Origin of the sequence: Brevundimonas nasdae, assembly GCF_019395145.1 — a bacterium.
Classification (GTDB): domain Bacteria; phylum Pseudomonadota; class Alphaproteobacteria; order Caulobacterales; family Caulobacteraceae; genus Brevundimonas; species Brevundimonas nasdae.
This window is the reverse complement of record NZ_CP080034.1, coordinates 1,916,321-1,931,394: the sequence shown is the minus strand read 5'-3', so window position 1 is coordinate 1,931,394 and position 15,074 is coordinate 1,916,321. Positions and strand designations below refer to the sequence as shown.

13 protein-coding genes are annotated in these 15,074 nt (G+C 66.1%); 5 read left to right on the top strand and 8 right to left on the bottom strand.

Annotated elements, in window-relative coordinates:
• Positions 1-30 precede the first annotated feature (30 nt).
• Positions 31-1,482, top strand: coding sequence for a gluzincin family metallopeptidase (locus tag KWG56_RS09405; RefSeq protein WP_219354559.1), 1,452 nt, complete (start codon positions 31-33; stop codon positions 1,480-1,482).
• A gap of 4 nt (positions 1,483-1,486) precedes the next feature.
• On the opposite strand, the gene KWG56_RS09400 is transcribed toward KWG56_RS09405, so the two are convergent.
• Entirely contained in the window at positions 1,487-2,917 is a 1,431-nt protein-coding gene (locus KWG56_RS09400) for a helix-turn-helix domain-containing protein (RefSeq protein WP_219354558.1), read from the bottom strand.
• Positions 2,918-3,074: 157 nt separating this feature from the next.
• On the opposite strand from KWG56_RS09400, the gene aceA reads away from it, so the two are divergent.
• Entirely contained in the window at positions 3,075-4,355 is a 1,281-nt protein-coding gene (gene aceA, locus KWG56_RS09395) for an isocitrate lyase (protein WP_219354557.1), read from the top strand.
• A 17-nt stretch (positions 4,356-4,372) separates the two neighbouring features.
• A complete protein-coding gene (locus KWG56_RS09390; protein ID WP_201099295.1) occupies positions 4,373-4,582 on the top strand; it encodes a hypothetical protein in 210 nt (69 codons plus the stop codon).
• A 151-nt stretch (positions 4,583-4,733) separates the two neighbouring features.
• Here KWG56_RS09390 and KWG56_RS09385 read toward each other — a convergent pair whose 3' ends face one another.
• Positions 4,734-5,759, bottom strand: coding sequence for a hypothetical protein (locus tag KWG56_RS09385; protein ID WP_219354556.1), 1,026 nt, complete (start codon positions 5,757-5,759; stop codon positions 4,734-4,736).
• A gap of 86 nt (positions 5,760-5,845) precedes the next feature.
• Complete coding sequence (locus KWG56_RS09380; protein WP_201099299.1) at positions 5,846-6,778, bottom strand: ribose-phosphate pyrophosphokinase; 933 nt, start codon at positions 6,776-6,778, stop codon at positions 5,846-5,848.
• A gap of 190 nt (positions 6,779-6,968) precedes the next feature.
• Between KWG56_RS09380 and KWG56_RS09375 the strand changes: the two genes are divergently transcribed.
• Positions 6,969-7,823, top strand: a complete 855-nt coding sequence (locus tag KWG56_RS09375; RefSeq protein WP_201099502.1) for an outer membrane protein assembly factor BamD — start codon at positions 6,969-6,971, stop codon at positions 7,821-7,823.
• Between the two features lie 106 nt (positions 7,824-7,929).
• Positions 7,930-9,627 carry a DNA repair protein RecN gene (recN, locus tag KWG56_RS09370; RefSeq protein WP_219354555.1) on the top strand — a complete coding sequence of 566 codons (1,698 nt, stop codon included), beginning with the start codon at positions 7,930-7,932 and terminating at the stop codon, positions 9,625-9,627.
• Between the two features lie 6 nt (positions 9,628-9,633).
• Here recN and KWG56_RS09365 read toward each other — a convergent pair whose 3' ends face one another.
• From KWG56_RS09365 to trhO, 5 genes are all read right to left on the bottom strand, one after another.
• Positions 9,634-10,806, bottom strand: coding sequence for a carboxynorspermidine decarboxylase (locus tag KWG56_RS09365; protein ID WP_219354554.1), 1,173 nt, complete (start codon positions 10,804-10,806; stop codon positions 9,634-9,636).
• 13 nt (positions 10,807-10,819) lie between these two features.
• Positions 10,820-12,025, bottom strand: a complete 1,206-nt coding sequence (locus KWG56_RS09360; protein ID WP_219354553.1) for a saccharopine dehydrogenase family protein — start codon at positions 12,023-12,025, stop codon at positions 10,820-10,822.
• A 169-nt stretch (positions 12,026-12,194) separates the two neighbouring features.
• On the bottom strand, positions 12,195-13,151 hold the full coding sequence (locus KWG56_RS09355) for a DMT family transporter (protein WP_219354552.1): 957 nt from the start codon (positions 13,149-13,151) through the stop codon (positions 12,195-12,197).
• Between the two features lie 94 nt (positions 13,152-13,245).
• The gene (locus KWG56_RS09350; protein WP_219354551.1) at positions 13,246-14,031 is read right to left on the bottom strand and encodes a helix-turn-helix transcriptional regulator; all 786 of its coding nucleotides are present in this window, start codon (positions 14,029-14,031) and stop codon (positions 13,246-13,248) included.
• 41 nt (positions 14,032-14,072) lie between these two features.
• Positions 14,073-15,044: an oxygen-dependent tRNA uridine(34) hydroxylase TrhO gene (gene trhO, locus KWG56_RS09345; RefSeq protein WP_244999449.1), complete on the bottom strand. Its 972-nt coding sequence runs from the start codon at positions 15,042-15,044 to the stop codon at positions 14,073-14,075.
• Between the last annotated feature and the right edge of the window lie 30 nt (positions 15,045-15,074).

Sequence of the window (15,074 nt, the reverse complement as noted above, 5' to 3'; positions counted from 1 at the left end):
CAGCTTGCTGAACAATTCGGAGACGACCCTTTGCGCCTGACGTTGATCGCCGCCGTCACTCTTTGCTCATCCACCGCTCTGCTGGCGGCCTGTGCGGCGACTTCATCCGTTTCGAGCATGGCGGTCCCGCAGGTGCAGGCGCGGTCAGCCCCGTCCGTGACGGTGACGCGCAACGGCGACATCCTGACGGCGGACTATGTCTTCACCCGCGATGCGCCGGTCTGGGCCTTTACGGAATCGGCCCTGATGACCGGCTCGCGCCAACCGTGGCGGCCGACGCAGTGGACGGTCGAAACGCCCGGCGTCGTCATGGAGCGGCACGGCGCCTATGACACCATCCGAAGCCGAGACGGCGGGCTCGTGCCGCGCCATGTCCGCTTCATCATCCGGCCCAGGTCCGTCGATCTGGAGGCGGCCTATCGCACCATAACCTTCTCGGATGGGGCGGTGGCCCTGCCGACGCGCCAATTCGATGTCTTCGCTGTGCGTTCCGTGGCGGAGGCGGCGGCGACGCCCGATGATCTGAACGGTGTGGATGTGGACGGCGGTCCTTCACCCGTCACCTGGCGCGATGCCTCCGGCCCGGTTCTTTATAAGGGCGAACGCCGCGCGAACCTGACCACGACGACCGATCAGAGCTATGTGCTGATGGGGCAGGCGACAGTGACGCGCGGAGATGGGCTGACCACCGTCATGGACCCAAGCCTGCCGTCGTGGATCGGTGAGGAGATCCGCAGCTTCGCCCCGCGTGTCGGCGACTATTACAAGCACCGCCTCGGCCCGTCGGGCGATGGGGACGAAATCCCGGTTGTCATGGTCGGCTGGAACGGCCCGACCGAACGCATGACCAGCATGGCCGGCAGCGCCCTTTCGTCCCTGATCGTCATGCGGTTTGAGGGGGCCGGCGTGGTCCAGCCCAGCAAACAGGTGCAGGAGCGGTCGCGCTGGTTCATCGGCCATGAGAGCGCGCATTTCTGGCTGGGGCAGGCCGTGCGCTATGAAACGGCGCGCGACATGTGGATCACCGAGGGCGGCGCCGACCTGATGGCGGTGCGGGCGTTGCAGCAGTTCGATCCCGGTTTCGATGTCCGGGCCGAATTGCAGAATGAGGTCAAGGACTGCGCCGAACTGACGGTGAACCGGGGCGTCGCCGATGCCGGGCAACGCGGCGAGCACCGCGCCTATTACGCCTGTGGAGCCGTCTTCGCGATGGCGGCTGAGGGCGCGCAGAAGAAGCGGACGGGCGGCGACTGGTTTGACTTCCTGCGCGGCCTGATCGACGCCAATCGCGCCGATGGCGTGCTGACGCGCGAGGAGTGGCTGTCCGCCCTGACGCGGGCGTCGGGCGACCCGACCCTGCGTCTGGACATCGAACGGTTGCTGGATCAGGGGGCGGCCAACCCCTCCGCGGTCATCGCCCGCCTGTTCGAGCGCACCGGCGTGGCCTTCCGCATGGTGGACGGGCAGGTGGTTCTGACGTGAGGCGTCAGGCAGCGCCGAACGGATAGGGGCTGACGGACTTCGACCAGTCATCGACGGCCAGAGGGCGGTCGATGGGGGCGGCGGCGCGTTCGGCGCAGGGGTGGCGGTGGCACAGCCGACAAGAGGGGCCGATGGGGGTCACATCCGGCCGGTCCAGATCAAGGCCGTGGGCATAGGCCAATCGGTGTGCGTGGCGCAGTTCACAGCCCAGGCCGATCGCCAGATCGTGGCTTTCGCCGAACCCGTCCTGTCCCTGCCGCTCGACCGTCCGGGCGAAGGTGAACCAGCGCCCTCCGTCTGGCGTCTCGATGATCTGGGTGATGATCCGGCCCGGCGTGCGGAAGGCAGAGTGAAGCCGCCAGCGCGGGCAGGCGCCGCCGAAGCGGGAGAAGGGAAACGCCCCAGCTGCATACCGCTTGGAGATATTGCCCGCCTGATCGACCCGCATCAGGAAGAAGGGCACGCCGCGCGCGGTGGGGCGCGACAGGGTCGTCAGGCGGTGGGCGGCCTGTTCATAGCTGACGCCGAAGCGCGCCTGCAGGCGGGCAAGATCATAGCCGGTGTCCTCCGCCGTCCGCTGGAAGGCGGCGTAGGGCATCAGGATGGCGGCGGCCAGGGTGTTGGTCAGGGCGACCTTTAACAGAGATCGCGTCGCCGCATCAGGCGCGCCCGACGCCTCGGCCATGGCGTGCAGGGCGGGGCCGTGCTCGACCAGGGCCAGTTGATAGGCGATGGCGAAGGCCCGCGACGACGGCCCTAACGTCTCAGACAACAGCAGCCGACGGCGGTGCAGGTCATAGCGACGTGTCCACTCCACCATGACATCGGCGGGCAGGGTGCGGACGCCCAGAGCGTGTTTCGCCGCCAGTCGTTGCCGGGCGGCGGGCTCGAACCCGTCGCCGTGCGCAGGCGCGTCCGTCGCCAGAGCGTCCGCCAGCGCCTCGCCCATCTGATCCAGTTCGGCGAAATGATTGCCGCGCGACTGGATATATTCGCGCACCCATTCGGCGGGACTGGTTTCGATCAGGCCTTCGCCGTTCTCTGCAGCCGCGCGCGCCTTGGCGCGTCCGTCGTCAAAGGCTTGATACAGGCGCACAATCGCGTCGGCGACGCCGGGCGCCTCTTCCAGCAACTGCACCAGCTCGTGACGCGGCGCGGACAGACCTTTGAACAGCGGGTCCGCCAGGATTTCGGTCAGACGGGCCTCGTCCGCCGCGCTGCCCTGGTTGAGGGTGCGCAGATCGACGTCGTAGGTGTCTGCCAGACGCAGCAGAAGCTGGGCTGAAACCGGACGCTGGTTGCGTTCTATGTGGTTGAGATAGCTAGGGGAAACGCCGAGGTCCGCCGCCATTGCCGTCTGGGTCAGCGACAGATCGCGCCGCAGCCGCTTCAACCGGGCGCCGAGGAAGAGTTTGCGGTCGGCGGCTGTCTCCATGACGGCATGGTGTCATAATGTGACCTGCAATGCAAAGTCATGATATGACAAAGTGACTTCTATCTGAGTGTCCGCGCTGTGTCATTCGTGACTTCGGCGTGTTCTTGTCTCCGAGACGGCGGCCTAGGCCGCGCCCTTCGCAGAGACGAGTTCGACCATGACCACCTTCGCCGACCTGGTTCCTTCGCCCGCTGGCCGTTTCGACGGCATCGAGCGCCCGTACACGCCGGAAGATGTCCTGCGTCTGCGCGGATCGGTGCCGATCACCCACACCCTGGCGGAACGCGGCGCGAACCGCCTGTGGGAGCTGCTGCACACCGAGCCCTTCATCAACGCCCTGGGCGCCGTCACCGGCAATCAGGCGATGCAGATGGTCCGCGCGGGCCTGAAGGCCATCTATCTGTCGGGCTGGCAGGTCGCCGCTGACGCCAACACGGCCAGCGCCATGTACCCGGACCAGTCGCTGTACCCGGCCAACGCCGCGCCGGAACTGTGCCGCCGCATCAACCGCACGCTGCAGCGCGCCGACCAGATCGAACATGCCGAGGGCGGCGCCAAGCGCGACTGGTTCGCCCCTATCGTCGCCGACGCCGAGGCCGGTTTCGGCGGTCCGCTGAACAGCTTTGAGATCATGAAGGCCTTCATCGAGGCGGGCGCGGCTGGCGTTCACTTCGAGGACCAGCTGGCGTCGGAGAAGAAGTGCGGACACCTGGGCGGCAAGGTCCTGATCCCGACCCAGGCGCATGAGCGCAATCTGGTCGCCGCGCGTCTGGCCGCCGACGTCATGGGCACGCCCACCATCACGGTCGCCCGCACCGACGCCGAATCGGCCCAACTGATCACTTCGGACATCGATGAGCGCGACCAGCCCTTCATCGACCGTGAAAACCGCACGTCCGAGGGCTTCTTCCGCCTGAAGGAAGGCACGGGCCTGGACCACTGCATTGCGCGCGGCCTGTCCTACGCCAACATCGCCGACCTGCTGTGGTGGGAGACGTCTCACCCCGATCTGGACGACGCCAAGAAGTTCGCCGAGGCGATCCAGAAGAAGCATCCGGGCAAGCTGATGGCCTACAACTGCTCGCCGTCCTTCAACTGGAAGGCCAAGCTGGACGACGCCACCATCGCCAAGTTCCAGCGTGAGCTGGGCGCCATGGGCTACAAGTTCCAGTTCGTGACCCTGGCGGGCTTCCACGCGCTGAACAACTCGATGTTCGAGCTGGCCGACGGTTATCGCGACCGTGGCATGGCGGCCTACTCCGAGCTGCAGCAGCGCGAGTTCGCCAATGAATCCAGCGGCTACACCGCCACGCGTCACCAGCGCGAAGTCGGCACCGGCTATTTCGACCAGGTCGCCACGGTCATCTCCAACGGCACGTCCTCGACGACGGCGCTGAAGGACTCGACCGAGACCGCCCAGTTCACCACCGCGGCTTAATCAGGAAAGGAACCGCAATGGAACCGCTGACCCGTACTGAATCGATCATCGACTTCTGCCTGGCGCCCCTGGTGCTGGAAGGCGGCTCTGAGGCGGAACGTGAAGTGCGCCGTCGTCTGACGCATGTGCTTCGCACCTATCAGGCCAAGACCGCCACGCCCGTCGCCGTGGACTTCTCGTCCATGCCGTCGCAGGTGATCAACGAAGCCGCCCACGGCTACGAATAGTCTGATTGCGGAAAAGAAAAGGCCCGCTCCGATCGCTCGGGGCGGGCCTTGTCATGTCTGATTTCAACTCAGAGCCGTCATTCCGGGTTTGTCCTTCGCACGACCCGGAATGACAATCCAAGAGTGAATATAGATCGCCTCGGTTAAGGGCTTAGTTGCCCGGCGCAGGTGTCCGGGTCGCCGTCGGATCACCGACGGTGATGATCGGTGCATAAACGGCCTGGGTGGCGCAACTGGACAGGTCGCGGGCGACGTGGCGGCCCAGGCAGAACATGTCCTCATAGCTGGGGCGCGAGGCGGCCAGGCACTGGAACAGCATCAGCTTGGACATGTTCAGGCAGAACTCGCTGTTCGGCTCGATCACCAGGGCGTCGGTGTTGGCCTTGGCTTCGTCGCCCGCAGCGCCCAGGGCGGCCAAGGCGGCGATGGCCAGCGAGCGGGTCAGGGCAGGGGTGTAGGGCGGCGCCTTGCGCGAAGGCTCCACCGTCAGGCCCGTTCCGGTGTTTGCGGCGGTGAACAGGCTGGCGGCTTCATTGGCGGAAGGCAGCATGTCTACTGCGGACAGGGTCTTGGCCCCTTCCAGACGCACTTCGCGGTTGGCGATGGGCGTGGTGGCCCAGCGGCGGCGCGGGTCGCGGCGTTCCTGGATCGTATAGGCGTCCTGCTCGATGCCGTCGGCGATTGTGCGCATGGCCACCGCGTCATTGTTGATTGCGGCAGTGATCAGGCCGGCCGCGGCATCGGCACCGGGCAGGCTGGCGGCATAGGCGGGGTCGGCGACGATCTGGGCGATCACCTGCTGGCGCTGGACAGGATCGACGGCGAACTGACGCACGCCTGCGACGAACTCGGGCGACTGCAGGGCGATGATCGAGCCATAGGCGATCAGGCCGCGCGACAGTTCTTCCGGCTCATACGAAGCGCCCTTGCGGATTTCGGCCTGGATGGATTCTGCGCTGGAGAAGCCGCCGGGCTGGATGGTTTGGGCCTGACGCAGGAAGGCGACATAGATGGAGGCCGCGTCCGCGACACTCTGGTTCAGCGTCACCGGCGGCGGCGGCGGAGGCGGCGGGGCGACGCCCTTGTTCTTGGAGCTGTCAGTGGAGCAGCTGGCCAGTAAGGCGGCGGCGGCGATAGCGGCGACCGTGAGGCCGCGGGTCATGAAGGCCTTGGGCATGGAGGCGCGTCCCAGAACTCGAGGCGCCGGGGGCAGCGCCGATACGGAAAGGCGCATATAACGAACGAAAAGTGGTTATCCGAAGGTTAATCGAACAGCTTGGAGACGGATTCTTCGTTCGCGATCCGTCGGATAGCCTCACCAATCAGCGGAGCCACTGAAACCGTGCGGATTTTCGGGCAGTTCAAAACTTCGTGGGGTTGCTCGATGGAGTCGGTGATCACCAGCTCCTTCAGCGGACCATCGGTGATGCGCTGCACCGCCGGACCCGACAGGACGCCGTGGCTGATGTAGGCCGACACCTCGGTCGCACCCTGTTCGATCAGCGCCTTGGCCGCATTCACCAGGGTGCCGCCCGAATCGACGATGTCGTCGAACAGGATGCAGTGACGGCCAGCCACGTCACCGATGATGTTCATGACCTCGCTCTCGCCCGCCTTGGGACGACGCTTGTCGACGATGGCCAGATCCACGTCCAGGCGGCTGGCCAGCGAGCGGGCGCGGACCACGCCGCCGACATCGGGCGAGACAATCATCAGATTGCCGCGCTGGTAGTTGTCTTTGATGTCTTGGGCCAGAACCGGCGTCGCCACCAGATTGTCGGTCGGGATGTCGAAGAAGCCCTGGATCTGGCCCGCGTGCAGATCCATCGTCAGGACCCGGTCGGCGCCGGCGCGGGTGATCATGTTGGCGACCAGCTTGGCCGAGATGGGCGTGCGGCCGCCGGTCTTACGGTCCTGGCGGGCATAGCCGAAATAGGGGACGACAGCCGTGATCCGCCTGGCCGACGCGCGCACCAGGGCGTCGGTGATGATCAGCAGCTCCATCAGATTGTCGTTGGCCGGATAGCTGGTCGACTGAAGGATGAAGACGTCCTCGCCGCGGACGTTCTCCTCGATGACGGTGAAGACCTCGTTGTCAGCGAACCGCTTCACCTGGGCCTTGGTCAGCGGCATATCCAGGTGGTCGGCGATGGCCTGGGACAGTGCGCGGTTAGAGTTGCCTGAGAGCAGCTTCATGGGCCGGTCATCCTTTCGCCGTCATCCGACCCCCATGAACGGACGTCGGTTGGCGCGCTCTTTAGCAGCGACTACGGGCGGGGCAAGCTGCGGAACGACATTTCCTCGGCATGGCGCAGCCTGAAAGCGGATGCTAGAGAACGCCGGATCAGTCTTTCAACAGGTGCGTCCGCACCTTGTCTGCACGTCTATGGGGTCGTCCTTGTTCGCATCCAAGTTCCGTTCCGGCATGGTCCTGCTGGCCGTCGCCGTCGCCGCGATGACGATTTCCGGTTGCGCAGGCAAGGCCAAGCCGCGTCTGGCCTATGAAGAGCGCCCGGTCGAGGCGCTGTACAACACCGGCTATCAACGCCTGCAGCAGCACCGCTGGTCCGACGCCGTCGACTACTTCCAGGAAGTGGAGCGTCAGCACCCCTATTCGGACTGGGCGCGCCGTTCGATCCTGATGCAGGTGTACGCCTATTATCAGAACAACAACTACGCCGACGCCATTGCCGCGGCTGACCGTTTCATCGCCCTGTTCCCCGGCAACCCGTCGGCCGCCTACGCCTTCTACATGAAGGCCGTCTGCAACTTCGAGCAGATCACGGACGTGGGCCGGGACCAGGGCTACGCCAATGCTGCTCTGGCCGGTCTGCGTGATGTGGCCCGCCGCTATCCCGGCACGCCTTTCGCCAGCGACGCCGCGATCAAGATCGACATGGTCAACGATCAGCTGGCCGGCAAGGAAATGAACATCGGCCGTTATTACCAGCGCAACAATCAGCCGCTGGCGGCGCTGAACCGCTACAAGGCCGTCATCGCCAACCCTGATTTCCAGCGCACCTCGCACACCCCGGAAGCCCTCTACCGCCTGGTCGAGGTCAATCTGATGCTGGGTCTGAAGGAAGAGGCGACCCGTAATGGCGCCGTCCTGGGCTATAACTATCCGGGGAGCCCCTGGTACGCCGAGGCCTATGCCCTGCTGACCGAAAACGGCCAGTCGCCGGACAAGGCGCCGGAAGGCAAGCGCGAGAGCTGGCTGCGCCGTCTCATTCCGGGCTGAGTTTGAATTTGGTCGAGCGTGTTGCGGGGAACACCCTTGTGCATCCCCGCGCATCTCTCGATTCTGCCGGTCGTGATCCTGATTCGTTCCGCCGGCTGCTGACCTCATGCTGACCGCCCTTTCCATCCGCGATGTCGTTCTGGTTGACGTGCTCGACCTCGACGTCGACAGCGGCCTGACCGTGCTGACCGGCGAGACGGGGGCGGGCAAGTCGATCATTCTCGACGCCCTGGGTCTGGCGCTGGGCGGACGCGGCGATGCGGGCCTGGTGCGGTCCGGCGCCAAACAGGCCGTCGCCACCGCCGTCTTCAGCGCCCCCGATGATCCCGATCTTCTGGCCCTGATCGCGGACAAGGGATTCGAGGTCCAGCCGGGCGAAGAGCTGATCCTGCGCCGCGTCCTGTCCGCCGACGGCCGCAGCCGCGCCTATGTGAATGACCAGCCCGCAGGCGTCACCGCCCTGCGCGAGATCGGCTCGGCACTGGTCGAGGTGCATGGCCAGCATGAGACGGTGGGCCTGCTGGATTGGCGCAATCATCGGGGCCTGCTGGACGCCTATGGCGGTCTGCAGCCGCAGCTTTCCGCCGTCGCCGCCGCCTCGACCAAGCTGAAGGCGGCTGAGGCGCGACTGGCCGAACTGAAGGCCCAGGCCGCAGACGTCGCCGCGCGTCTTGAAGAAATCAGCCTGAACCTGTCCGAACTGGATGCGCTGGACCCGCGCGCGGACGAGGAAACCGAACTGGCGGGCGAACGCGCCCTGCTGGGCGCGGCGGAAAAGGCCATCGCCGATCTGGCGGACGCCCGCACCCAACTGGGCGGCGACAAGCTGAGCCAGAAACTGGGGGCCGCCCTGCGCGCCGTCGAACACGCCCGCCAGAGGGCAGGGCAGGCGGGCGCCGAGGGCGATCACCCTGTCATCCTGAAACTGTCCGCCGCCGTCGAGGCCATCGACCGCACGATGGTCGAGGCCGCCGAGGCCGTCGCCGCCGTGGACGCCGCCGCCGACGCCTTCGACTATGAGCCGGGCCGACTGGACAAGGCGGAAGAGCGCCTGTTCGCCCTGCGCGCCGCCGCCCGCAAGCTGAACACCACGGTCGACGCCCTGCCCAGCCTTCGCATCCGCCTGCGCGAGCAACTGCGGCTGATCGAGGACGGCGAGGAGGCCCTGACCAATGCCGGGCGCGAAGCGGCCGAAGCCGCAGAATCCTACGATCTGGCCGCCACCTTCCTGACCTCGGCGCGCGAGGCGGCGGCTGATCGCCTGACCGCCGCCGTGATGGGCGAACTGGGGCCGTTGAAGCTGGAGCGGGCGCGTTTCCGCGTGGCGCTGGAGCCGATTGAGGGGCGTCGCGGGCCGGACGGCGTCGAGACCATCCGCTTCCAGATCGCCACCAACGCCGGGACCGATTTCGGCCCGCTGGACGCCATTGCCTCGGGCGGCGAACTTGCGCGTTTCGCCCTCGCCATGAAGGCGGCGCTGGCCAGCCGCGAGGACATGCACCAGCCCGTCATGATCTTTGACGAGGTGGATCAGGGCGTCGGCGGCGCCGTGGCCGAGGCGGTGGGGTCGCGCCTGAAACGCCTGTCGAACGGCGCGCAGGTTCTGGTCGTGACCCACAGCCCGCAGGTCGCCTCGCGCGGTCACGCCCACTGGAAGGTGATGAAGGCCGATCGTGATGGCATGACCACCACCACGGTCGTGGCTCTGGACGACGCCCGCCGCCAGGAAGAGATCGCGCGGATGCTGTCGGGGGCGGAAATCACCGACGAGGCCCGCGCCGCAGCCCGCGCCCTGATCGGCTGATCTGTCTCAGGACAGGCGGTCGCGGAACTCGGTCCAGTCGAAGGCCTTGATCGGCTTCAGTTCATCCGTGGCGCTGTTCCACAGGTGGATTGAGGGCAGTGGCACGCCGTTGAAGGTGTTGGTCTTCACCATCGAATAATGGGCCTGATCCAGGAAGGCGATGCGCGTTCCGACGACCGGGCGTTCGGCAAAGACGTAGTCGCCGATGATGTCGCCCGCCAGGCAGGACGGGCCGCCCAGACGAACGGCGACGCCGTCCTCAGGCTCGCCCAGCATGGCGGGACGGTAGGGCGCCTCGATCACATCGGGCATGTGGCAGGTCGCCGATATGTCGGTGATGCCGATGGGCATCCCGTTGTCGAAGACGTCCAGAACCTCGCCGATCAGGATGCCGGCGTCCAGCGCCACGGCCTCGCCCGGCTCCAGATAGACCTGGACGCCGTGCGTCTGCGACAGGCGGCGCACGAAGGCGACCAGATCATCGGTCTGATAGTCGGCGCGGGTGATGTGATGGCCGCCGCCCAGATTGACCCATTTCACGCCGCCCAGCAGGGGCGCCAGTTTCGGCTCCACCGCCGCCCAGATGCGGGCCAGAGGGGTGAAGTCCTGTTCGCACAGGGCGTGGATATGCAGGCCGTCCACGCCGACCAGATGTTCGGGCTTCAGCTGTGAAACCGGGAAGCCAAGGCGGGAGCAGGGCTGGGCCGGATCGTATTTCGCGACCTCGCCCTCGGAATGTTCGGGGTTCAGACGCAGGCCGATCTCGAACACCTGGCCCTCGGCGCGGGCCGTGGCGATCAGGTCGGCGAAACGGGCGACCTGGGCGGGGTTGTTGAAGATGACATGGTCCGACAGGCGCAGGATCTCGGGCAGATCCTCGGCGCGGTAGGCGGGGGAATAGGTGGTCAGTTCGCCCTTGTAGAACTGGCGGGCGAGGCGGGCCTCCCACAGGCCGGAGGCGCAGACGCCGTCGAGGTATTCGCCGACCACATCGGCCAGCGACCACATCGAAAACGCCTTGAGCGCCAGCAGGACGCGGGCGCCCGACTGGTCGCGCACATCCTTGAGCACGGACAAATTGCGCCTGACGGCCGCCTCATCCACCACGAAGGCGGGCGAGGCGACACGGTTCAGGTCAAAATGCGCGAAGGCGCCCGGATCTCCGGCCTGGGTTTGCATTCCGTTCTTCCGATCAGAAGGCCAGCGGAGCGTCCAGCTCCTCAACCGTCCAGGGCAGGCCGTGCTTGTTCAGCATGTCCATGAACGGATCGGGGTTCAGCTGCTCGATGTTGAAGACGCCTTCGCCCTTCCACTGGCCGGTCAGCATCAGGGCCGCGCCGATCATGGCGGGGACGCCCGTGGTGTAGCTGACGGCCTGGTTGCCGGTTTCGGCATAGGCTTCTTCGTGGTCGCAGATGTTCTTGACGTAGAAGGTCTTCTGAACGCCGTCCTTCTGGCCGGTGGCGATAGTGCCGATGTTGGTCTTGCCCTTGGTGATCGGACCCAGCGACGAGGGTTCCGGCAGCAGCGCCTTCAGGAATTCGATCGGGATGATCTCGCGGCCCTGGAACTGCATCGGCTCGATCGAGGTCATGCCGACGTTCTCCAGCACTTCCAGGTGCTTGAGGTAGCTGTCGCCGAAGGTCATCCAGAAGCGGATGCGTTTGATTTCCGGGTAGAACTTGGCCAGCGACTCCAGTTCCTCATGGTACATGAGGTACATGTTCTTGGGGCCGACGCCTTCGAAGTTGAACTCCTGCTTGTGGCTCAGGGCCGGGCCTTCAACCCACTGGCCGTTTTCCCAGTGACGCGAGTTGGCGGTCACTTCACGCAGGTTGATTTCCGGGTTGAAGTTGGTGGCGAAGGGCAGGCCCGTGTCGCCGCCGTTGCAGTCCAGGATGTCGAGGGTGTCGATCCGGTCCAGCAGGTGCTTCTTGGTGTAGGTGGCGAAGACCGAGGTCACGCCGGGGTCGAAGCCCGAACCCAGCAGCGCCATCAGACCGGCTTCCTTGAAGCGGTCCTGATAGGCCCACTGCCACTTGTATTCGAACTTGGCCTCGTCGCGCGGCTCGTAGTTGGCGGTGTCGAGATAGTTCACGCCGGCAGCCAGGCAGGCGTCCATGATCGACAGGTCCTGATAGGGCAGGGCCAGGTTCACGACCAGCGCAGGCTTGACCGACTGGATCAGGGCCGTGGTCGCCGCCACGTCATCGGCGTCGATGGCCGCGGTGTCGATGGAAACGCCAAAACGCGTCTTCACGGATTCGGCGATGGCGTCGCACTTGGACTTGGTGCGGCTCGCCAGGGTGATGTGCGAGAACACATCCGTATTCATCGCCATCTTGTGGACGGCGACCGAACTGACGCCGCCTGCGCCGATAACCAGCACCCTGCTCATGTGTGGCTTCTCCCGAAGTGTGAAAACTCTGGCGACATCGCCGCCGCCTATAAAGGGCGCGGCTCATAGCACGGTGATGACAGGATCGCTAACAAACTCGTGCTCGGTTTGTTTCAATGGCGCACTGCGGTGACGCGCCGCAGCCGGTTGCCGCATCGAATGTCGCCGGTCATGACGTTTTCGAGGCGATTACGCGCTGCGCGGGCGGACGGTGCGCCCAGATGCAGGTGATGACGCTGCCCACGACCAGAACCATCGCCACATATTCCAGCGCGGTCGGCAGGCGTTGCTCCCAAAGGAAGCCGTAGAGCAGGGCGAACAGGGTCTCGAACAGGATCATCTGCCCCACCAGCGTCAGCGGCAGAAGGCGGCTCATCCTGTTCCACAGGGCGTTGCCGACGATGGAGGCCAGCAGGGCCATGCCGCTGACCACGGCGATGAAGCGCATCCATTCATCGGGCGCGAAATGGCCGGGGCGGATCAGGAAGGCCGGAATGGCGATCACCAGGGCCAGGGCGCCGGTGACCACGCCGGTCAGCAGGCTCCAGTCCTGGCCGGTGACATGAGGCAGGCGCGCCAGCCAGCGACTGTTGCTGACGGCATAGGCGGTCCATGAGCCCAGCGCCGCAAAGGCGCAGGCCAGACCGATCAACTGCCCCTTCATCTCGCCCGGCGCCGTCCCGCCCAGCGACTGCCAGCCGACCAGGCCCACGCCCGCCGCCGACATCAACAACGATGGGGCCAGTCTGGCGAAGGGGACGGCGCCCTTGTCGCGGCTGCCGATGATGGTCACCGCCACCGGCAGGAAGCCGATCACCAGCGAGGTCATGGCCACGCCGCCGAACTGAACCGCGCTGGCCAGGAAGATGTAATAGATGATGTTACCCAACAGGCTGAGCACGATCAGCGCCCACCATTCCTTCGCGCCGATCAGGGCCGACAGCCGTTTCCAGTGCGGGGTGATCAGGGCGGCGGCGATGACGCCATAGGCCAGGAAGCGGCCCGCCGCGAGTTGCATCCCGTTGAACGGCCGCGCCAGTTCCGGGGCGACAAAGACCACGCCCCACAGGGCGCCCGCGGCCATGCCGCAGAGAAGGCCCAGAATGATCCTGTTGGTCGATGGCATTGAAGACGCTCCGTTTCGGAGACGCCCAATATCCGCTCCATAGGCTGTAATCTTGATCCAGGCTGCTGATCTTTAGACCGGGACTCCTGTCCGGTCAGCCCGTTGTCAGGCGCGACAGGCGCGACAGGCGGCGATAGACGGCGGGGGTGACGTCCATGCTTCGACGCATGGCGCGGGTCAGGGCGCTCTGATCCGAGTAGCCCGCGCGGTAGGCCAGTTCCGAGATCGGCAGTTCGGTTTGCGTCAGCCAGCGCGCGGCCTGTTTCAGGCGGATGTCGGCCAGGGCCGCGGCGGGTGTGGTCTGCAGCTTTTCGCGAAACAGGACGTGCAGGCGGCTGGCGCTGACCCCGACGCGTTCGGCCATGCACTCGACCGTCCAGTCGGCGCCCGGCTCGGCCTCCATTCGCGCCAGCAGGCCATCCAGCCGCGATGTGGCCGACGGCGAGCCCGTGGTCAGGGCGTCCAGCAGCAGGGGCGTCCAGTGGCTCAATGCCTGGGCTGACGGCGCCGCGCCGGACGCGGTCATCAGGCCCATATAGTCGACCAGTTTGCCCGCAAGCGGGTTCAGGGTCAGGAAGGATCCCGCCGCCAGGGCGTCGCTGGCCTGCGGCGACGCCGACGACAGGTCCAGATCCAGGATCAGAGACATATTTGGCTGGCGGCCTTCCTGGGAATGGCGCTCGCCCACGCCGACAAAGGCGGCGCGTCCCGGCATCAAGGGGGCCTGGCGCCCGTTGACGTCGATTTCCAGAAACCCGGACAGCGGCAGGACCAGTTGGCCGAAATCGTGCCGGTGCTCGCCATGATCCGCGCCGTAGGACCGGACGCTGAGCCCCAGCGCCATCGGCTTTTCATCAGATGCGCCGGTCAGGATCGACATGGGGGCAATCTATCACAGGCGGTCAGGGCGCGCAGCCGCCCCTATGTTCCCTTGGCGGCGCCCAGATGGTCGACGCCGCGCTTGCGGGCGATCTCGATCTGACGCTGACGTTCGGCATAGCGCAGCCGCTGTTCGTCATCGCGCGTGTCGCGGCAGCGTTCGCAGCAGACGCCTTCGATGAAGTGGGGCGAGGCGCGGCCCGCCTCATCGACCGGCAGGCGGCAGGCGCGGCACAGGCTGTGCGGGCCCTGAACCAGACCGTGTCCCACGGACACCCGCTCATCGAAGACGAAACAATCGCCGCGCCACAGGCTGTCGGCCTGATCGACCTCTTCCAGATAGCGCAGGATGCCGCCCTCCAGATGATGGACGTTCTCGACCCCCTCGGCCTTCAGGAACGCGGTGGACTTCTCACAGCGGATGCCGCCGGTGCAGTACATGGCGACCCGCTTGGGCTGGGTCTGCTCCATCAGGGCGCGGCCCTCGGTGCGGAACCAGTCGGGGAAGTCGCGGAAGCTTTTCGTATTGGGCTGAACCGCGCCCTCGAAGGCGCCGATCTCGCCTTCGTAATCATTGCGGGTGTCGATGATCAGGGTGTCCGGATCGGCGATCAGGGCGTTCCAGTCGGTCGGCGAGACATAGACCCCCGCCTGACGCGCCGGGTCCAGATCGGGCTGGCCCATGGTGACGATCTCGGCCTTCACGCGGACCTTCAGCCGCAGGAACGGCATGTCGCCGGTCCAGGCGTATTTGACATCCAGATCGGCGAAACCGGGCAGGGCGCGAATGGCGGCCAGAACGGCCTCGATGCCCGCTTGCGGCCCCGCGATGGTGCCGTTCAGACCCTCATGCGCGACCAGCAGCGTGCCGCGCACCCCGCCCGCCTCGCAGGCGGCGAACAGGGCGTCGCGCACTGCCTCGCGGTCGGTGATGGGGCTGAACCGATAAAGGGCGGCGACGCGGATGTCGCCCTGCGTCGTCGGCATGGTCTGGTGGTCGGGAAGGGAGGACATGGCGCGAGCAGATACTCCGACCGCCGGGTT